The organism is Comamonas sp. CMM03 (assembly GCF_019218715.1).
GTDB classification, from domain to species: Bacteria; Pseudomonadota; Gammaproteobacteria; order Burkholderiales; family Burkholderiaceae_C; genus Comamonas; species Comamonas terrigena.
Map to the genome: position 1 here is coordinate 441,927 of NZ_JAHUXB010000003.1, position 19,570 is coordinate 461,496.

Below are 19,570 nucleotides of genomic sequence, written 5' to 3' on the forward strand. Positions count from 1 at the left end.
CATGCGAGGACGAAACGACCATGGTGAACCTGGACGTACGCAACACCGAATCCGAGCTGATGGACTTCCGCGTCCGTGTCTGGGTGATCGGCGTGGTGGTCATGCTGTTGCTGGGGGTGGTCTGGGCACGCCTGGTGGTCCTGCAGGTGGTGCGCCATGACGCCTATGCCGAGCGTGCGGAAAGCAACCGCACGGCGGTGGTGCCCATCGTGCCCAACCGGGGCCAGATCCTGGACCGCAACGGCGTGGTGCTGGCCTCCAACTATTCCGCCTACACGCTGGAAATCACCCGCTCCAAGGTCGAGAACCTGGAAGAGACCATCGACCAGCTGGCCGAGGTGGTGGAGATCAGCCAGCGCGATCGCCGCAAGTTCAAACGGCTGATGGAGGACTCCAAGAGCTTCGAGTCCATTCCCATCCGCACCCGCCTGAGCGATGTGGAAGTGGCCAAGTTCGCCGCCCAGCGCTGGCGCTTTCCGGGGGTGGACATCCAGGCCCGTCTGTTTCGCTCCTATCCGCTGGAAAACGTGGGCAGCCATATCGTCGGCTATATCGGCCGGGTCAGCCAGAAGGACAAGGAAGCCATCGAGGAGTGGGAAGATGCCGCCAACTACCGTGGCACCGAAGTCATCGGCAAGCTGGGCATAGAGCAAAGCTACGAAAAGGAGCTGCACGGCCAGACGGGCTGGGAGCAGCTGGAAACTTCGGCCGGTGGCTATGCCGTGCGCCGCCTCAACAGCCGCCCCGCCACACCGGGGGATTCCATCGTGCTGTCGCTGGACATCCGTCTGCAGAAGATGGTGGAAGAGCTGTACGGCAACCGCCGCGGTGCGCTGGTGGCCATCGATCCGCGCAATGGCGAGGTGCTGGCCATGGTCAGTAAGCCCACCTATGACCTGAACCTGTTCGTGGGCGGCATCGACACGGAAAACTGGGCCATGCTCAATGAGTCCATCGACCGGCCGATGCTCAACCGTGCGCTGCGCGGCACCTATCCACCGGGCTCCACCTTCAAGCCTTTCATGGCGATTGCCGGTCTGGAAAGCGGCAAGCGCACGCCGGACACCACCATCATGGACAACGGCAGCTGGACGTTTGGCGGTCACACTTTTCGCTCCGGCCACCCGAACGGCCCGACCAATCTGCGCCGTTCCATCATCAAGTCATCCAATGTGTACTACTACATGCTGGCCAACGACATGGGCGTGGAGGCCATCCACGACTGGCTGGCGCCCATGGGCTTTGGCCAGCTGACGGGGGTGGACCTGAAGGGCGAGGTGCGTGGCGTGCTGCCCAACCAAGAATGGAAGCGCAACACCTACAAGCGCCCCGAGCAGAAGAAGTGGTTTGCCGGTGAAACCATCTCCCTGGGCATTGGCCAGGGCTATAACAACTTCACCATTCTGCAGCTCGCCAACGCCATGGCCATGCTGGCCAACCATGGCGTCAAGAACAAGCCGCAGCTGGGGCTGGGGCGGGTGGACGCGGTGACCCGTGAATACCAGCCTCTGCCGCGCGATGCCGCCCAGCCCATGGGTTACAAGGCCAGCAATGTGGAGGCGGTGCGCAGCGCGGTGGCCGCGGTGACGGTGGAAGGCACGGCACGTGGCGTGTTCATGGGCGCTTCCTACCAGTCGGCCGGCAAGACCGGTACCGCCCAGGCCGTGGGCGTGCGCCAGAATGAGAAGTACAACGCTTCCAGGCTGAGCGAATACCAGCGCGACCATTCGCTCTATATTGCCTATGCGCCGGTGGATAACCCCACCATCGCCCTGGCCGTGATCGTGGAGAACGCCGGCTTTGGTGCGGCGGCCGCAGCGCCTATCGCCCGCCGCGTGATGGACTACTGGCTGCTGGGTCGCTACCCCAGCGAGGACGACATGGCCGCCATGCGCAAGGGCCAGGCCTCCACGCCCATCGGCCCCTCGCGCAATGCCAACGACATCCCGCTGCCCGGTGAGACCCTGCCGCTGGCGGGCCTGCCGGTGCATCCGCTGCCCGACTACCGCACCGATGGGGCTGCCGCGGTAGCCGTACCGAGCGGCCCGGTGGAAGTCGAAGAGGATTGAGCGCTGCGGGCCTGGATCCGTGGATGGCCAGGCGGGAGTGGAGATGAAAAAAGGCGCCTCAGGGCGCCTTTTTGATGGGGGTGTGCCAAGAACCGGATGGGGTTCAGGGCTTGGCTGCTTCGGGAAGTGCGCCGCCATCGTCCTCCGGCCGGCCTGGCGAGGCCGGGGTCCACTGGCTGAAGATCAGCGCCACCACGATCAAAGCTGCGCCGGCCATGGCCACGGGGCCCATCTGCTCGCCAATCAGCACCCAGGCCGTCAGCGCCGCAAACACCGGCTCCAGCCCAAAGACGATGGCGCTGCGCATGGCATCCACGCGCTGCTGGCCCCAGGCCTGCAGCGTCACCACGATCACGCTGGCAATCAGGCCCAGGTAGGCCACGGCCATCCAGGCGGTGGAGTCCAGCGCGGCAGCGCCTTCCCGCAGGGCCCCAAAACCGCCTTGCAGGGCCAGCGCCGCCGTGGCGCAGCCCAGCATCACCGTGGCCTGTGCCGCGGCCATGCGTGTGGCGCGCAGCGGTGCGGCGGCCGTGCGGCGCGCGGCTTCTTCCAGTGTCAGGATGTAGATGGCGTAGAACAGCGTGCTGGCCAGGGTCAGGGTGTCCCCCCAGTTCCAGGGCGCGTCTTCAAAGAACATGAAAAACATGCCGGCCAGTGCCATGGCGCAGGCGACCCACAGCTGCCAGCCATAGCGCCGGCCCAGCACGGCCATGGCCAGGATGGGGACCACCAGCACATTCAGGCCGGTGACAAAGGCGTTGCGGTTGCTGCTGGTGTGGGCCAGGCCTTCCACCTGCAGCCAGAAGGCGATGAACATCATGCCCCCCAGCAGCAGGCCCCAACGGCGCTCGCTGCGGCGCATGCCGCGCCACAGCGGCAGCAGCACGGCGCTGGCAATGATGAAGCGCAGCCAGATGATTTCCAGCGCCGACAGGTGGCCGGACAGCAGCTTCATGGCCGGGAAGGTCGTGCCCCAGACTACGGTGACGGTCAGCAGGGCCGCCAGGCCCCAGCGTTCGGTGCGCATACGCAACCCACTTTCAGTGCCTGTGCGCAGGCAGCAGGCGGTCAAAACCACACAGCAGCAGCCTGTGGCCTTGCAGTGACTGTCTGGAACGCATTGCTGCGCAAGATGGCCACTACACGAACACCGCGTGCTCCTTTTTTCGATGTGCTCAGGCGTTCAGGCGCTCATGCGGCCGATGAAGGCGCGGATACGGTCATTGGCCGGGTTGTTGAAGAACTCGGCGGGCGGCGCATCGTGGGCAATGCAACCCTGGTCGAAGAACATCACGCGGTCGGCCACTTCACGGGCAAAGCCCATTTCGTGGGTCACGACGATCATGGTCATGCCGGCCTTGGCCAGCTGGCGCATCACGTCCAGCACTTCCTGCACCATCTCGGGGTCGAGTGCACTGGTGGGCTCGTCGAACAGCATCACCTTGGGCTCCATGGCCAGCGCACGGGCAATGGCCACGCGCTGCTGCTGGCCACCGGACAGCTGCCAGGGGTATTTGTGCGCATGGGCTTCCATGCCCACGCGCTTGAGCAGGGTCATGGCCTTCTCGTTGGCCTGGGCGCGTGGCAGCTTGTGGATGCGGCGGGGCGCCAGCGTCACGTTGTCCAGCACGCTCATGTGGCCGAACAGATTGAACTGCTGGAACACCATGCCGACTTCGCTGCGCTGCTTGAGCAGCGTGGCCTCGTCGTCGGTCACTTCTGTGCCGCCGATGGTGATGGAGCCGCTGTCATGTGGCTCCAGCCGGTTGATGGCGCGCAGCAGCGTGCTCTTGCCGGAGCCGGAGGCGCCGATGATCACGGTCACCTCGCCGGTGCGGAACACCGTGGACACGCCTTTGAGCACCTCGTGGTTGCCAAAGGATTTGCGCACATTCTGCGCAACGATATAGGGGGAGCCGGTTTGCGTGGTGCTCATTTGGCGCGTCCTTCCACGTCAAAGCGGTACTCGATGGCATGCGTCACCTGGGTCACCAGCGTGGTCAGAATCAGGTAGGTGATGGCCACCGTCACCAGCGTCTGCACGGGCTGGAAGGTGGCCGACTGGATGCGGTTGCCCACATTGGTCAGCTCCACCACGCCAATCGCATAGGCCAGCGAGGAATCCTTGAGCAGGGCCACAAAGTTGCTCACCAGCGGCGGCAGCGAAATCTTGAACGCCTGGGGGAACACCACATCCAGGAACACGCGGGTCTTGGGCAGGCCCAGGGCGCGGGCGGCTTCGGTCTGACCACGGGGCACGGCCAGCAGACCGGCACGGATGGCTTCTGCGTTGTAGGCGCCGGCATTCAGGCCCAGGGCGACCACGGCCGCGGCGAAGTCCGGCAGGTTCAGTCCGGGCACCAGCACGGGCAGGGCGAAGTAGACAAACAGGATCTGCACCAGCAGCGGCGTACCGCGGATGGCCCAGATATAGAAACTGGCAATCCAGCGCAACCAGGCCAGGCGGGAGGTGCGGGCCAGTGCGGCGCCGGTGCCCAGCACCAGGCCGGCGGCGCCGGATACCAGCGTCAGGTACAGCGTGGTGAGTGCGCCTTCTGCGAACAGTTCGGCATTGGATCCAATGGGTTCAGGGAAATACGAGAGGAACTGACCCAGCAGGGACAGCACCAGCACCATCAGCAGCAGGGCGGCGATCAGCGTGGCATTGCTGCGCTGGGTGCGGCTCCAGTGCGCGGGCCAGAGGGCGAGAAACATGGGCGAATGGAGAAAAAAGCAAACGGCCAGGCCGGGGAGGGCCTGGCCGCCAGGGGGTTACTTGCAGGTGACGTCTTCTTGGAAGTACTTCTTGGAGATGGTACCCACGGTGCCATCGGCAATCGCTTCCTTCAGGGCCTTGTTCCAGGCATCGGCCAGGCCCTGGTTGCCCTTGGAGACGGCGGCGGCAATGTGTTCGATGAACAGCATGTCTCCGGCCTTGAGCCCAGCCTTGGGGGCCTTGGCCAGCATTTCCTTGGCGACGAAGCGGTCGGTCACCCAGGCGTCGACGCGCTTGGAGCTCAGTGCGCTGCGTGCGGCTTCGTCGGTGGGGAAATTCTTCACTTCCTTGACGCCAGCCACCTTCTTCACGTTGTCCATGTAGCTGGTGCCGGTCTGCACGGCCACGACCTTGCCGGTCAGATCGCCGACCTTGGAGATGGAGGGTGTCAGCGACACGATCTGACCGCCCGAGCAGTAATGGGGATGGGTGAAGGTGACTGCCTTGGCGCGCTCTTCGGTGACGCCGTGCGAGGCGACCACCAGATCCCAGCGGTCCTGGGCCAGCCCAGTCAGCAGGGCGTCAAAGCCCACGGTCTTCCACTCGAACTTCAGGCCCATCTTCTTGGCCACGGCTTCGCCCACCTCGACTTCGTAGCCGGTCAGCTGCTTGCCCTTGTAGAAGTTGAAGGGTGCGTACTGGCCTTCGGTTGCCAGAACGATGGTGCCGCTCTTCTGGATCTCTTCCAGCGGGCGGGCTTGGGCAATAACGGCACCGCACAAAGCGGCAGCCACGGCAACGGCCTTCAACACTTGCATACGCACTCCTCGTTTCCTTGTGGAATGTTGTTCTGAACAAAAAACCGGCAGGCAGGACAGCCGGTCATTGATTATGGGGAGCAGGGGCGCCAGGGCGCAAAGTACCTAAACCCACATTAGCAAAATTATAGGGAGATATATGCTTATGCCCTATGGCCTCTATAGCGTGCGGAATATGGCTGTATGCGATCTACATGGAGTGTGGCTGCACACTTTTTGCGTGCCGCAAAATTCCTGACAGTTTGGCAACACCCGGGCACCGGGTGTGCGCAAGACCCCACAGAGGATAGCCCGGCGACCGGGCAAGCGTGCTGGCACGTTGCGTACCGGCAGCGCTTTGCCAAGGCTTATTCAGGGCAGCGGATATCTTCCTTGAACCACTTCTGCGAAATCTTGGCGTAGCTGCCGTCCTTCAGCGATTCGGCAAACGCCTTGTTCCAGGCGCCGACCAGGCTCTGGTTGCCCTTGGCCACGGCCGCGGCAATGCGCTCGACGAACAGCATTTCGCCCTGCTTGAACTGGATGCTGGGGTTTTTGGCCAGCATTTCCTTGGCCAGGAAGCGCTCGGTGACCCAGGCATCGGCGCGCTTGGACATCAGCGCATGCATGGCGGCTTCGTTGGTGGGGAAGTTCACCACGCGCTTCACACCGGGCACATGCTTTTGCACATAGTCCAGGTAGGTGGTGCCGGTCTGGGCCGAGACAGTCTTGCCGGCCAGGTCCTTGCCGCCCTTGATGCTGTCGGACAGCGAAATCACCTGGGCACCCGAGCAGTAATGGGGCAGGGTGAAGGTCACGGCCTTTTCGCGTTCGGGCGTGATGCCGTGCGATGAGATGACCAGATCCCAGCGGTCCTGGGACAGACCGGTCAGCAGGGAATCGAAGGGAATGGTTTTCCATTCGAACTTCACACCCATCTTCTGGGCCATCAGTTCGGCCAGGTCCACTTCAAAGCCCACCAGCTTCTTGCCTTCAAAGTAGGCAAACGGGGCGTAATAGCCCTCGGTGGCCAGGCGCAGCGTGCCGTCCTTCTGGATGGCGTCGAACGAACGGGCTTGGGCAGCGGTTGCGCCCAGCAGGGCCAGGGTGGCCGCAGCAATCAGGGAAATGCGTTTCATGGGAATGGGTTCCAGCAGCCGTCGCGCAGGACAAGTGCCCCGGCCCCGGATGGACGGAGCGCGCCTGCATGATCAGCAGGTTCACAGTGAGGGCCCACAGCCGCCGGACCGCGGGATGCCGCAAAGGGCGTCGTGCAAGGCGGTGGGCTGGGCTGTGTCGCGCGGCGGTGCGGTGGCACCGGCGTTGTGCGCGGCTTTAAGGCGAAAGCAGCAGCAATTATAGAAGCGAGGCCCCGTGGCCGCAGATGGCGGGCTTCGCAGCCCGCGTGCACGGCAGGGCTTGCAGGTGGCTGCGGGCTCAGAGCAGCTTGAAAGCGTCCCAGCCGGTCTTCAGGATCAGCAGGCTCACCACGCCGATGAAAATGGTGCGCACAAAGCCCGTGCCGTGGCGCAGGGCCATCCAGGTGCCCAGCATGCTGCCCAGCACATTGGCCACGGCCAGCGGGATGGCGAAATGCCACCACACATGGCCCTTGAGCGAGAACAGCAGCAGCGCTGCCGCGTTGGACGCCAGGTTCAGCAGCTTGGCGCTGGCCGAGGCGTTCAGGAAGTCATAGCCCAGCAGACGCACGAACAGAAAGACAAAGAAGCTGCCGGTGCCGGGGCCAAAGAACCCGTCATAAAAGCCGATCAGCAGGCCGATGGCGCTGGCCGCCCACATCTCGGTGCGGCCGGTCAGGCGCGGCGCATGGTCGCGGCCCAGCTCCTTCTTGGCCAGGGTATACAGCAGCACGCCCAGCAGGATGAAGGGCAGCAGGATGCGCAGAAAGTCGGGCTTGATCAGGGTGACCGCCCAGGCCCCCAGAAAGGCTCCGACCAGGGTGGCGCCAATGGCCGGCACCAGCGTGACCCAGGTGATGCGCACCCGGTGGCTGTACTGCCAGGCCGAAATCGCCGTGCCCCAGACGGCTGCGCTTTTGTTGGTGCCGAACAGCGTGGCGGGGGTGGTGGTGGGAAAGGCCGCAAACATGGCCGGCACCAGGATCAGACCGCCGCCCCCCACGATGGCATCCACAAAACCGGCCAGTGCCGAGGCGAGGGAGACGAGTATCCATTCCATAGTGGCGCGGATTGTCGCACCGCCAGGGGCCGCCGCCGTGCTGCAGGGGCTGAATTCGGCGGGCCATAAAAAAGCGCCGGTCAATGCCGGCGCTGGGAAAGCAATCTCGATGTCGGATGCTTTTTATGAATATTGGTCTGGTTGTGTCGAGTCGTCTCCTCGGCTCCTCCGTGTCGCACCGTGGTGCGCTCAGAAGTGGGACTACTGTAAGACTTGCACTGACGCGGTGCATCGGGGATTTCCCGCAGCGGGAAGACCGCTGGTTGTCACGACTGCAAGCAGGTGCAACCGTTTGGACAGCTACGACCTGCATGGTGCAGGAGGCAACGGCTTGTGCGCACTTACAAAATAGGAGCTTACAGCGTACATGCACCAGGCTTTGGCGGCTTGATGGAGATCAGGTTGGGCATGGAATAAGCCCTCGCTGCTCTGATTTTTGGATGCCCGCCGCACGCACCGTCCTGGTGCGCGTCCCGCGCTGTGTGAACCCGGGCAGACGGCAGCCCTGCATGGACCGCCAGCGACCAGGAGGGGCGCGCTGACGGTGACGCCTTCACCCTCGGGCCCAGGGGGCGGGCCGGGGCGGCTCAGGCGGTTGCCGTTTCCGGCACGGGCGCCACCGCTGCATGCTGGCGGCGTGCCTGCTGGTCGGCACGGATCCATTCGGCCGCCTTCTCGGCCATCATCAGCGTGGGGCTGTTGGTGTTGCCGCTGGTGATGGTGGGCATGGCGCCAGCGTCCACCACGCGCAGCCCGGCCACCAGGCCGCCGCGCCCGTCGCGCACGCGCAGGCGGCTGTCCAGCACGGCGTTCGGGTCGCCGTCCCGGCCCATGGCGGTGGTGCCCACGGGGTGGAAGATGGTGGTGGCAATGTCGCCCGCCAGGCGGGCCAGGTCTTCATCGCTCTGGTACTGGGGGCCGGGCTTCCATTCTTCGGGCTGGTAAGGCGCCAGCGCTGGCTGGGCGGCGATGCGGCGCGTCACGCGCAGGCTGTCGGCCGCCACCTGGCGGTCTTCGGGCGTGGACAGGTAGTTGGGGGCAATCGCCGGCGCGTCCTTGAAATGGGCGCTGGTGATCTGCACCGTGCCCCGGCTGGTGGGGTTGAGGTTGCAGACGCTGGCGGTGAAGGCCGGAAACGGGTGCAGCGGCTCGCCGAATGCATCCAGTGACAAGGGCTGCACGTGGTATTCCAGATTGGGATGGGGCTGGTGGGGGTCGCTGCGCGTGAACGCCCCCAGCTGTGAAGGCGCCATGCTCATCGGGCCGCTGCGCCTGAAGGCGTATTCCATGCCGATCTTGGCCTTGCCCCACAGGGAGCTGGCCATCACGTTCAGCGTGGGTGCCCCCCGCACCTTGTAGACGGCGCGGATCTGCAGATGGTCCTGCAAATTGGCGCCCACCCCGGGCAGATCGCACAGCGTGGGAATGCCATGCTGCTGCAGCAGGCTGCCGGGGCCGATGCCCGACAGCTGCAACAGCTGGGGCGAATTGACGGCGCCCGCGCTGAGCACCACTTCCTCGCTGGCATGGGCCACCAGGCGTTCATCGCCCGTCCACACTTCCACGCCGGTGCAGCGCAGGCTGCCGTCCGCCTGGCGCTGGGTGACCAGGCGCGTGGCCTGGGCGCAGGTCCACAGTTCGAAATTGGGCCGCCCGTAGCAGGTGGGGCGCAAAAAAGCCTTGGCCGTATTCCAGCGCAGCCCGGCTTTCTGGTTGACTTCGAAGTAGCCCACGCCTTCGTTGGTGCCGCGGTTGAAATCGTCGGTGGCCGGAATGCCGGCCTGTTGCGCCGCCTGGGCAAAGGCGTCCAGGATGTCCCAGCGCAGGCGCTGCTTTTCCACCCGCCATTCGCCGGTGCTGCCGGTGGCCTTGTTGCCGTGCAGGCGCTTGAAGTTTTCGTTCACGCCTTCGGGCTGGTCCAGGCGCCAGTGGTCTTCGTGGCGGCGGAAGGCGGGCAGCACGCTGTCCCAGGTCCAGGCATCGTCGCCGGTGATCTGCGCCCAGGCGTCGTAGTCGCGGGCCTGGCCGCGCATATAGATCATGCCGTTGATGCTGGAGCACCCTCCCAGCGTCTTGCCGCGCGGGTAGCGCAGGCGGCGGCCGTTCAGGCCGGCGTCGGGTTCGGTCTGGTAGAGCCAGTCGGTGCGCGGATTGCCGATGCAGTACAGGTAGCCGACGGGGATGTGGATCCAGTGGTAGTCGTCCTTGCGGCCCGCTTCGATCAGCAGCACGCGCAGGCTGCGGTCTGCGCTCAGGCGGTTGGCAAGCAGGGCGCCAGCGGTGCCACCGCCGATGATGATGTAGTCAAACTGGTTGTCGCTCATGGGGTGCACAGGCCGCAAAAAAGAGGTCCGGCTCGCTGGAAGCCGGGGTCAATGGGATGGCAACGATTGTGGGAAACGGCCTGTCACTGTCGAGAGGGAAAACGGCAGCTTGCTTGTAAAGATGTAGCTGCATAGGCACGCAGAACTTGATTTGCCGCGGGTTTTTGATAAATATTGCAGCGCCACATCCTGCGGATGCAGCGGATTGCGATGCAGGGCGGCCGTGCCAGGGCGCGGCGCTGCCGTTATCCTGTGGTCTTGTCTGTTGCCGGAGTAGCCGTATCACCTTGCCCATGACTTCCTTGCCGCCGCAGCTGCAACGCCAGAACACCCCGGAAGGGGTCTGGGCCGTGCTGCAGGGCCGATGGGGCGCCGCCGATTTCGGTGACCGCGCCCACTGGGCGCGCGTGCAGGCACAGCTCAAGGCGGTGCCGGCGCAGCCCGATCTGGGCTGGGATCTGCACGGTGTGGACTGGCTGGACCATGTGGGTGCCCAGCTGCTGTGGCAGCACTGGCAGGGCCAATGGCCTGCGCGCCTGCAGGCCACGCCGGGGCAAAAAGCCATGCTGCAGCGGGTGGAACGCTTCACCGCGCCCCCGGCGCCCACGCCCAAGCCCCATCCGGTGCGCGAGGCCGTGGAGTCTCTGGGGTGCATGGTCATCCACGGGCGCGAACATCTGCTGGCCATGGTGCAGCTGGTCGGCCAATTGCTGCTGGATGTGCTGCGCCTGTTGCGCGCACCGCTGCGCGGACCCTGGCGCGATGTGTCGGGCCACCTCTACAACATGGGGGCCATGGCGCTGCCCATCACGGCCCTGGTGGGTTTTCTGATCGGCGTGGTGCTGGCCTATCTGATGTCGCTGCAACTGCGCCAGTTCGGGGCAGAGGCCTTCATCGTCAACATCCTGGGCATTTCGCTGATCCGGGAGCTGGGGCCGCTGTTGGGCGCCATTCTGGTGGCGGGCCGCACCGGCTCGGCCATCACGGCCCAGATCGGCGTGATGCGGGTGACCGAGGAGCTTGACGCCATGCAGGTCATGGGCATTCCCCAGGGCTACCGCCTGGTGATGCCGCGTGCGCTGGCGCTGGCGCTGGCCATGCCCCTGATCAGCCTGTGGACCACGCTGGCCGCGCTGGCCGGCGGCATGCTGGCGGCGGACATGACCATGGGCATCTCGGCCGCGTACTTTCTGCAGTCGCTGCCGGACGCGGTCAATGTCGGCAATCTGTGGCTGGCCATGGGCAAGTCGGTGGTGTTTGGCGTGTTCATCGCGCTGATCGGCTGCCACTGGGGCCTGCGGGTGGAACCCAACACCCAGAGCCTGGGCCAGGGCACCACGGCCTCGGTGGTCACGGCCATCACCATGGTGATCGTGGTGGATGCGGTCTTCGCCATTCTGTTTCGCAACGTGGGTTTCTGATGGTCGATACCGCAGTCTCTCCCCCTTCCGCGGCCGCAGCCCCCTGGGCGCAGGGCGAGCGCGTGGTGCACATCGACAAGCTGTGGAGCATCTTTGGTGAAGGCGAGAGCCAGTTCGCCGTGCACCAGGACCTGGACCTGGACATCTACCGCGGCGAGATGCTGTCCATCGTCGGCGGCTCGGGGACCGGCAAGACGGTGCTGCTGCGCCAGATCCTGGGGCTGCTGCAGCCGGGCAAGGGCACGGTGGAGGTGCTGGGCCAGCCGGCGGCGGCCATGGGGGGCGAAGGCGCGGCCAGCCGCGTGGGCATGCTGTTCCAGCAGGGGGCGCTGTATTCGGCCTTCAACGTGCTGGACAACGTGGCATTTCCGCTGCGCGAGCTGGGGACGCTGCCGCGCGCGCTGGTGGATGCCGCCGCCCTGGTCAAGCTGCAGATGGTGGGCCTCAAGCCCGAGCACGCCATGCGCATGCCGGCCGACCTGTCGGGTGGCATGATCAAGCGGGTGGCGCTGGCGCGGGCGCTGATCATGGATCCGCCGTTGCTGCTGCTGGACGAGCCCACGGCAGGACTGGACCCGAATGGCTCGGACGATTTCTGTGCGCTGCTGCGCGAGCTGCATGCCGAGCTGGACCTGACCGTGGTCATGGTCACCCACGATCTGGATACGCTGTTCGCGCTGTCCAGCCGCGTGGCCGTGCTGGCCGAGAAAAAAGTGCTGGTCACCGGCACCCCGCAGGAGGTGGCGGTCTTTCCCCACCCCTTTGTTGCGCAATTCTTTCAGGGTGAGCGTGGCCGCAGGGCCATGGCACCCGCACCATCCGGGCCGGGCCCAGAGGGAGGTCAATGATGGAAAACAAGTCCCATGCCATGGCCGCAGGCCTGTTCGTGGTGGCGGTGGTCTGCCTGCTGGCAGGGCTGGCCATGTGGCTGACACGCGATCGCCACCAGTATGTGGAATACGAAATGTCCACCAAGGATGCCATCAGCGGCCTGCAGCCCCAGGCCACGGTGCGCTACAAGGGCGTGTCGGTGGGCAAGGTCACGCGCATCGGCTTTGATCCGCAAAGCAGCGGCAATGTGCTGATCCGCATTGCGGTCGACGCGGATGCCCCGGTCAGCCCCCAGACCACCTATGCCCAGCTGGGTTACCAGGGGGTGACCGGCATCGCCCACATCCAGCTGGACGACAGCGACACACCGCAAAGCGTGCTGACTACCGGTCCCAGCGGGCTGCCGCGTCTGCCCATGCGCTCCTCGCCGCTGACCGTGCTGGCCGACCAGGGCATGCTCATCATGGGGCGGGTGGACGAAGCCACGCGCCGCATCAACGAACTGCTGGGCACAGAGAACCAGCAGCGTTTCTCGGCCGCATTGGGTGACATTGCCGGCGCGGCCAAGGGGGTGAACGAGCTGACCCACAGCCTGAACCGCACCATCACCGAGCGCATCGACCCGGCGGCGGCCCAGCTGCCAGAGCTGTCGGAGAACGCCCGGCGCAGCATGCTGGCGCTGGAAAAGGCCGGGCAGGAGGCTGGTCAGCTGGCCACCGAGGTGCGCCAGCTGGCGCAGCGCTTGCAGAACCAGGGTGGGCCGATGGACCAGCTGGAGCGCGGCGCCGAGTCCATGGGGGCGGCGGCAGAGCAGCTGTCCCGCACCACCTTGCCGGCCGTGACCCAGGCGGCCAGCGATGTCTCGCGCGCTGCGCGCGGCATGGGGGCGGCGGCCTCGGGCATCACCAACAACCCCCAGTCCCTGATATTTGGCGAAGGCCGCGTCCAGCCAGGACCGGGTGAGCCGGGCTTTGCCGCACCTGCCGCGGCCGGCCGCTAAGGCCAAGGAGAACACCATGCGTGCAAGCACTTTGTGGGGAGCCGCCTTGCTGGCGACGGGGCTGAGCGCCTGCAGCAACCTGCCGTCGTCGCCCAACCAGCCGGCGCGTTTCGACCTCGGGCCACTGCCCGCGGTGGCCGCGGCGGCACCCGCCAGCGTCCACCCGGTGCTGGCGCTGGCCGATATCCAGGCGCGGGCCCAGAACGAGAACAGCACCTCCGTGCTCTACCGCCTGGCCTATGCCGATGCCAACGCCCAGCATGCCTATGCCTATGCGCGCTGGAGCCAGCCGCCAGCGGTGCTGGTGCAGCAGCGGCTGCGCGACATCCTGAGCCAGGACCGGATCGTGCTGTCCGCCGAGCGCGGGGCCCAGGCGCCGCGCGTGCAGGGCCAGACGCCGCCGGTGCTGCAGCTGGCGCTGGAAGAGTTTGAACAGGTGTTCACCGGCAGCACGGCCAGCGTAGGGGCGCTGCGCTTGCGTGCCACCTTGATCGACTCCCGGCGCGGCGGGGATGTGCTGCTGGGGCAGCGGCTGTTCGCCCTGCAGCAGCCGGCCAGTGCCGCCAATGCGGCCGCGGGCGCGCAGGCCCTGGCCCAGGCGGTGGACCAGGCCGGGCTGCAGCTGCAGCAATGGCTGACGCAGCTGCCCGCCAAAGCCCCCTGAACCCGTTTTCACACCGCCTGCGGCGGTGTGCCAGGGGCGCGCACCCGCTCCGCCCGGCGGCGGCCCCCGGACAGTGAATCCTTGATGTGGCTCAACCTGCAGGGCCACTGTGTCGCCGTAAGCTGCCCTGCATTGCAATTTGCGGAGCAGGCACATGGCCACACTGGAATGGAGCGACGAATTGGCGCTGGATATGGCGGCGATGGACGACACGCACCAGGAGTTCGTTGACCTGCTGGCCGTGGTGGAAGAAGCCCCCGATGCGGAGCTTCCCGCTGCCTGGCGGGCGCTGGTGGAGCATACCGATGGCCACTTCGGCCAGGAAGACAGCTGGATGGTCAGCACCGGCTTTGCGCCGGACAACTGCCACAGCCTGCAGCACCGCGTCGTGCTGCAGATCATGCGCGAGGGGGCGGAACGCGGTGCACAGGGGGAGCTGCATGTGATCCGCGGCATGGCGGCCGAGCTGGTGACCTGGTTCACCCACCATGCCCAGACCATGGATGCGGCGCTGGCCAAGCACCTCCAGGATGTGAATTTCGATCCCGCCTCGGGGGTAGTCTACCTCCCGCAATCGCTGCCGCAGGCCCCCATCCACGGCTGCGGTGGGGCCTGTTCCACGGGCGATGACCATGTGGAGCAGCAGACCCGCACGGAACAGGTGGCCAGCAGTCTCTAGGCTTCCGGACGGACAAGGGGGAGCGGGGAGGCAAGCAGCAAGAAGAAGCGGGCGCGGGAAGGGTAATGCTCCTTCCCGCAGCCATGCCATCACCGAGCGGCCCAGGAACGGGCCGCGGGCGTCAGTGGACGCCGGCCAGTGCCGGGAAGATTTTCACCAGGCCGCCGGCCATCACCTCGATGGCCAGGGCCGCGAGGATCAGGCCCATCAGGCGGGTCATCACATTGATGCCGGTCTTGCCCAGCACACGGCTGATGGGGTCGGCCAGCGAGAAGGCAGCCCACACGGCGACAGCCACCACCACGCCATAGCCCAGCAGCGCCACATGCTGCCAGATGCTGCGCGCCTGATCGGCATAGATCACCACGGTGGACATGGCGGCCGGCCCGGTCAGCAGCGGAATCGTCAATGGGACCACCGCAATGCTGTTGCCCATGGCCGCTTTTTCGGCTCCGGCTTCCATCGTGCCGGTGTTGGGCCGGTCTTCGGCCGGCCGGGCGTTGAGCATGTTCATTGCACTGATCAGCAGCAGCAGTCCGCCGCCGACCTGAAAGCTCTGCAGCGAGATGTTGAAGAAGTCCAGCACCTGCAGGCCGATCAGGGCACAGGCACAGATCACCACGCAGGTGCTGATGGCGGCGGTGCGGATGGTCTGGCGGCGCTGGGTATCGTCAAACCCCTGGGTGTAGTGGATGAAAAAGGGGACGATCGCCAGCGGGTTGACGATGGCCACCAGCGTGATCAGGGGTTTGAGGTCCATGGGTGTATTTCAGTGCCGGCCACCGGAGACTTCGGTGAAACTGGCCGTGGTGTAGCTGGAAGCGGGAGACATCAGCCACAGGATAGCTTCTGCCACCTCGTCGGCGGAGCCGCCGCGCTGCATGGGGACCTGGTGTTGCAGTTCGCGCACACGGTCGGGCAGGCCGCCGCTGGCGTGGATCTCGGTCTCGATCAGCCCCGGGCGCACCGCGTTGACGCGGATCCCCTCGGCCGCCACCTCCTTGGCCAGACCGCGCGTCATCACATCCACCGCACCCTTGGCGGCGGCGTAGTCCACATACTGGTGGGCTGCGCCCAGCAAGGCAGCGGCACTGGAGACATTGACGATGCTGCCGCCCTGGCCGCCGCGGGCCGTGCTCATGCGGCGCACGGCCTCGCGCGCGCAGTAGAAGCTGCCCAGCACATTGACGCGGAACATGCGCTCCAGCCGGGCAGCGGACATGTCGGCCACCTGGCTGGGGCGGTCCACCACGCCGGCGTTGTTCACCAGGGCCGACAGCGGCCGGCTCCAGTGGCGGTCCATGGCTTCATACATCGCCACTACCTGGGCCTCATCGCCCACATCGCCTTGCACGGCCATGGCCTCGCCACCCGCGCACTGGATCTCGTGCACCAGCGCATCGGCGGCATCGCGGCGCTGCTGGTAGTTCACGGCCACGGCCCAGCCTCGGGCGGCAGCCAGGCGGGCGGTTGCGGCGCCAATACCACGGCTGGCACCGGTGATCAGGACGATGGGTGGTGGCGACATGCGGTCTCCTGTAAAAATCGTGCTGTGTCTGGCATACCGTCAGGCATTACAGCACGGCCTCTGCCCGCAGGGTGCCGTGGCCCCGTCCCCGCTTTGACCACGGCGCCCGATCCTCCGAGGAAGCTCCATGCCCCACACCGGCCAACTCCTGAATCTGCAGACCCCCGACGGTCGCCTGCTGCCTGCCTGGGCGGCCATTCCTGAAGGCCCGTTGTGCGGGGCCGTGGTGGTGCTGCAGGAGATCTTCGGCGTCAACAGCCACATCCGCGCCGTGACCGAGCGTTTTGCCGCACGGGGCTTTGCGGCCGTGGCGCCGGCGCTGTTCTACCGCCTGGCACCCTGCGACACCTTGGGCGTGGAGCTGGGCTACAGCGATGCCGACATGCAGCAGGGCCGCCAGCTCAAGGCCCAGGCCGAAGCCCTGCCGCCTCCTGGCATGGCGCAGGACGTCGGCACCGCCGTGGACTGGCTGGCCACCACCACCGGCCAGAAAGTGGGGGCCGTGGGCTTTTGCTGGGGCGGATTGCTGGCCTGGCGCGCGGCCTGCAGCCTGCCGCAGCTGTCGGCGGCCGTCTGCTACTACGGCGGCGGCATGACCGGGCCCGAGGAACGCAGCCGCCAGCCGCTGTGCCCGGTGATGGCGCATTTCGGCCGCCAGGACCATTTCATCCCCGTCGATACGGTGCTGGCTTTTGACCAGGTCCAGCCCCAGGCCCAGGTGTTTGTCTATGACGCCGACCACGGCTTCAACTGTGACCAGCGCGCCAGCTACGACGATGCCTCGGCCCTGGTGGCGCGGGACAGGACGCTGGCATTTCTGGATACGCAGCTGCGCACCTGAGGCGGGCGCGCCGCGCCGTTGCCTGCACAGGGCGTCTGCGCTGCGCGGTCTCAGCGCAGGCTGTTGCGGTCCAGGTAGCGCCTGCGCCAGAAGAACACCAGCAGCGCGAGGGCGATCAGCCCCATGCTGGCCATGGCCCACCAGAAGCCGTGGCTTTGGTGGATCCAGGGAATGAATTCGAAGTTCATGCCGAAGATGGCCGCAATCAGGTTCAGCGGCAGGAACACGGCGGTGAGGGTGGTCAGCGTGCGCATGATGTCGTTGGCGCGGTTGCTCTGCGACGAGAAATGCATCTGCACGGCCGCTTCGGCGCTCTGCTCGATGCGGCGCACATGGTGGATCACGCGCTCGATGTGCTCAAGCACGTCGCGTGAGCGTACGCGCAGCAGCTCGTGCTCGCGCCGGTCGTGGCCGGAGTCGTCGGGCCAGCTGTCCATGGCCTCGATCCAGTCCTGCACGGCACCGCGCTGGTCTTCGCAGATTTCGTCCAGCTGGTGCAGCGCCAGCCGGGCATCCAGCACCGCGCTCCAGTCGTGGAACTTGGCGCGTGGGCGCAGCAGCGACAGCTGCCAGTGGTCCAGCTGGCGCGTCATCACGCGGCGCAGGTCCAGGTAGCCGTCCACCATCTGGTTGAGCATGCGCAGCATCAGGTCGGCCGGGCTGTGCGGCAGCTTGGCGGCGCCGGGCCGGCCTTCGGGCACCTGGCGGGCCGTTTCCAGCCGCTGCTGGAACTGCTGCTGCAGCAGACAGGCGGGTGGGTGCACGGTCAGCAGCAGCTGGTCGTACACCGCAAAGCCGATGGGCTGGGTGCGCACGCGCTGCAGCACCGGGGTGGGCGGCGGCGCGGTGCCGCCCTTGCCGGCGGCGCGGATGGCGGCGGGGGAGTCGCTGGCGCCGGAGTCCACCAGGCGGTGGAACAGCATCACGTCGTACTGGGAGGTGTAGTCCGAGGTGGACGGGATGTGGGCGTTGAGCAGGTCGGACACATGCAGGTCCAGCAGCGGCGCACCGCAGACGGCCTGCAGCATGGCCTGGATTTCCGGCAACCGGGCCTCGAGCTCGGTGCGCTCGCAGGCCAGCCACCAGAAGCTGCCCGGCTCCGGCGCAGCGGAGGGCAGGGCGGTGCCCCGGTCTTCCACCAGGTGGGCAGCGGGGTGGATGCGCAGCAGGTGCATGTCGTGCCTAAAAAAGGCCGCTGCCGGGGCTGCCTGCGCTGGCGGAGCCGGTCAGCGGCGGTGGCCGCAGGGGCCGGGTGGAGCGCTGTGGCCCCGGCTTACGCCTGCTGGCGCAGCTTCTTGGCCGCGTCGATGGCGAAGTAGGTCAGGATGCCATCGGCACCGGCACGCTTGAAGGCCAGCAGGGCTTCCATCATCACCGCATCGTGGTCCAGCCAGCCGTTGGCGGCCGCGGCCTTGAGCATGGCGTACTCGCCCGACACCTGGTAGGCAAAGGTGGGCACCTTGAACTCGTCCTTGACGCGGCGCACCACGTCCAGATACGGCATGCCGGGCTTGACCATCACCATGTCCGCGCCTTCGGCCAGATCCAGCGCCACTTCGCGCAGCGCTTCGTCGGTGTTGGCGGGGTCCATCTGGTAGACGTTCTTGTCGGCCTTGCCCAGTGCGCCACGGGTGCCCACGGCGTCGCGGAAGGGGCCGTAGAAGGCGCTGGCGTACTTGGCGCTGTAGGCCATGATCCGGGTGTGGATATGGCCTTGCAGCTCCAGCGCTTCGCGGATGGCGCCGATGCGGCCGTCCATCATGTCGCTGGGTGCCACCATGTCCACGCCGGCAGCGGCGTGGTTCAGTGCCTGGCCGACCAAGACTTCCACGGTTTCATCGTTCAGGATGTAGCCGGTCTCGTCCAGGATGCCGTCCTGGCCGTGGCTGGTGTAGGGGTCCAGCGCCACATCGGTCATCACGCCCAGGCCGGGGAATTCCTTTTTCAGGGCACGCACCACGCGGGGGATCAGGCCGTCGGGGTTCAGGGCCTCCTTGCCATCGGGCGTCTTGAGCGCGGCGTCGATGTTGGGGAACAGGGCCAGCACCGGGATTTCCAGCTTCACGCATTCTTCGGCCACCGGCAACAGCAGGTCCAGGCTGAGGCGGTCCACACCGGGCATGGACGGCACGGCTTCGCGGCGGTTCGTGCCTTCGTGCACAAACACCGGGTAGATGAAGTCGTGGGCCGACAGGCGGTTCTCGCGCACCAGATTGCGGGTGAAAGCGTCGCGGCGCAGGCGACGGGGGCGGTTCTGGGGAAAGGGGGTGGGGTTGGACAAATGCATGCTGCCATTGTGCCCCTGGCTGCGGGTGCTGTCATGCAGTGCCACCGTGGTGCACCCGCAGGCACTGCAAGCCATCGGATGCCGCTGGTCCCGCCGCTGACGGCGGGTTTTTCCGTTGGTGACGACCATTGGGCGTGTAACAGCCAGCTTCTGACGAACAGTGTGCGCTGGCTGAGGGTGGAGCGCTAGATTGCATGCCGGAGCCGGTTCGCTG

General features: G+C 66.3%; 18 protein-coding genes. 7 read left to right on the forward strand and 11 right to left on the reverse strand.

All coding sequences use genetic code 11. The features are described 5' to 3' along the window. The first annotated feature begins 20 nt into the window (after positions 1-20). A complete protein-coding gene (gene mrdA, locus KW830_RS12690; RefSeq protein ID WP_218333366.1) occupies positions 21-2,069 on the forward strand; it encodes a penicillin-binding protein 2 in 2,049 nt (682 codons plus the stop codon). A gap of 103 nt (positions 2,070-2,172) precedes the next feature. Here mrdA and KW830_RS12695 read toward each other — a convergent pair whose 3' ends face one another. The 7 genes from KW830_RS12695 to KW830_RS12725 form a co-directional block, all read right to left on the reverse strand. After that, complete coding sequence (locus KW830_RS12695) at positions 2,173-3,096, reverse strand: DMT family transporter (RefSeq protein WP_218333367.1); 924 nt, start codon at positions 3,094-3,096, stop codon at positions 2,173-2,175. Positions 3,097-3,252: 156 nt separating this feature from the next. Continuing rightward, positions 3,253-4,005 carry an amino acid ABC transporter ATP-binding protein gene (locus KW830_RS12700; RefSeq protein ID WP_218333368.1) on the reverse strand — a complete coding sequence of 251 codons (753 nt, stop codon included), beginning with the start codon at positions 4,003-4,005 and terminating at the stop codon, positions 3,253-3,255. Next, on the reverse strand, positions 4,002-4,784 hold the full coding sequence (locus KW830_RS12705) for an amino acid ABC transporter permease (protein WP_066538845.1): 783 nt from the start codon (positions 4,782-4,784) through the stop codon (positions 4,002-4,004). The genes KW830_RS12700 and KW830_RS12705 overlap by 4 nt, the downstream gene beginning before the upstream one ends. A gap of 57 nt (positions 4,785-4,841) precedes the next feature. Then, entirely contained in the window at positions 4,842-5,603 is a 762-nt protein-coding gene (locus KW830_RS12710) for an ABC transporter substrate-binding protein (RefSeq protein ID WP_066538847.1), read from the reverse strand. 347 nt (positions 5,604-5,950) lie between these two features. Then, positions 5,951-6,721 (reverse strand): ABC transporter substrate-binding protein, encoded by a 771-nt coding sequence (locus KW830_RS12715; RefSeq protein ID WP_066538849.1) that lies wholly within the window; start codon positions 6,719-6,721, stop codon positions 5,951-5,953. A gap of 298 nt (positions 6,722-7,019) precedes the next feature. Beyond that, positions 7,020-7,781 carry a TSUP family transporter gene (locus tag KW830_RS12720; protein WP_066538851.1) on the reverse strand — a complete coding sequence of 254 codons (762 nt, stop codon included), beginning with the start codon at positions 7,779-7,781 and terminating at the stop codon, positions 7,020-7,022. 587 nt (positions 7,782-8,368) lie between these two features. Next, positions 8,369-10,105, reverse strand: a complete 1,737-nt coding sequence (locus tag KW830_RS12725) for a GMC family oxidoreductase (RefSeq protein WP_218333369.1) — start codon at positions 10,103-10,105, stop codon at positions 8,369-8,371. Between the two features lie 293 nt (positions 10,106-10,398). On the opposite strand from KW830_RS12725, the gene KW830_RS12730 reads away from it, so the two are divergent. From KW830_RS12730 to KW830_RS12750, 5 genes are all read left to right on the forward strand, one after another. Continuing rightward, complete coding sequence (locus KW830_RS12730; RefSeq protein WP_218333370.1) at positions 10,399-11,526, forward strand: ABC transporter permease; 1,128 nt, start codon at positions 10,399-10,401, stop codon at positions 11,524-11,526. Beyond that, entirely contained in the window at positions 11,523-12,374 is an 852-nt protein-coding gene (locus tag KW830_RS12735; protein WP_370626133.1) for an ABC transporter ATP-binding protein, read from the forward strand. Before KW830_RS12730 ends, KW830_RS12735 begins: the two co-directional genes overlap by 4 nt. Continuing rightward, a complete protein-coding gene (locus KW830_RS12740; protein WP_066538928.1) occupies positions 12,374-13,357 on the forward strand; it encodes an MlaD family protein in 984 nt (327 codons plus the stop codon). The genes KW830_RS12735 and KW830_RS12740 overlap by 1 nt, the downstream gene beginning before the upstream one ends. A 16-nt stretch (positions 13,358-13,373) precedes the next feature. Further along, the gene (locus tag KW830_RS12745; RefSeq protein ID WP_127446176.1) at positions 13,374-14,021 is read left to right on the forward strand and encodes an ABC-type transport auxiliary lipoprotein family protein; all 648 of its coding nucleotides are present in this window, start codon (positions 13,374-13,376) and stop codon (positions 14,019-14,021) included. Positions 14,022-14,175: 154 nt separating this feature from the next. Beyond that, on the forward strand, positions 14,176-14,700 hold the full coding sequence (locus KW830_RS12750; RefSeq protein WP_218333372.1) for a hemerythrin domain-containing protein: 525 nt from the start codon (positions 14,176-14,178) through the stop codon (positions 14,698-14,700). Positions 14,701-14,821: 121 nt separating this feature from the next. On the opposite strand, the gene KW830_RS12755 is transcribed toward KW830_RS12750, so the two are convergent. Continuing rightward, positions 14,822-15,460 carry a MarC family protein gene (locus tag KW830_RS12755; protein WP_218333373.1) on the reverse strand — a complete coding sequence of 213 codons (639 nt, stop codon included), beginning with the start codon at positions 15,458-15,460 and terminating at the stop codon, positions 14,822-14,824. A gap of 9 nt (positions 15,461-15,469) precedes the next feature. Continuing rightward, positions 15,470-16,228 carry an SDR family oxidoreductase gene (locus KW830_RS12760; protein ID WP_218333374.1) on the reverse strand — a complete coding sequence of 253 codons (759 nt, stop codon included), beginning with the start codon at positions 16,226-16,228 and terminating at the stop codon, positions 15,470-15,472. A gap of 127 nt (positions 16,229-16,355) precedes the next feature. On the opposite strand from KW830_RS12760, the gene KW830_RS12765 reads away from it, so the two are divergent. Next, positions 16,356-17,069, forward strand: coding sequence for a dienelactone hydrolase family protein (locus KW830_RS12765; RefSeq protein ID WP_218333375.1), 714 nt, complete (start codon positions 16,356-16,358; stop codon positions 17,067-17,069). A gap of 50 nt (positions 17,070-17,119) precedes the next feature. Here the strand turns inward: KW830_RS12765 and KW830_RS12770 are convergent, their stop codons facing one another. Both KW830_RS12770 and hemB read right to left on the reverse strand, forming a co-directional pair. Next, on the reverse strand, positions 17,120-18,244 hold the full coding sequence (locus KW830_RS12770; RefSeq protein WP_218333376.1) for a magnesium transporter CorA family protein: 1,125 nt from the start codon (positions 18,242-18,244) through the stop codon (positions 17,120-17,122). Positions 18,245-18,342: 98 nt separating this feature from the next. Continuing rightward, positions 18,343-19,356 carry a porphobilinogen synthase gene (gene hemB / locus KW830_RS12775; protein WP_066538930.1) on the reverse strand — a complete coding sequence of 338 codons (1,014 nt, stop codon included), beginning with the start codon at positions 19,354-19,356 and terminating at the stop codon, positions 18,343-18,345. Positions 19,357-19,570: the final 214 nt, after the last annotated feature.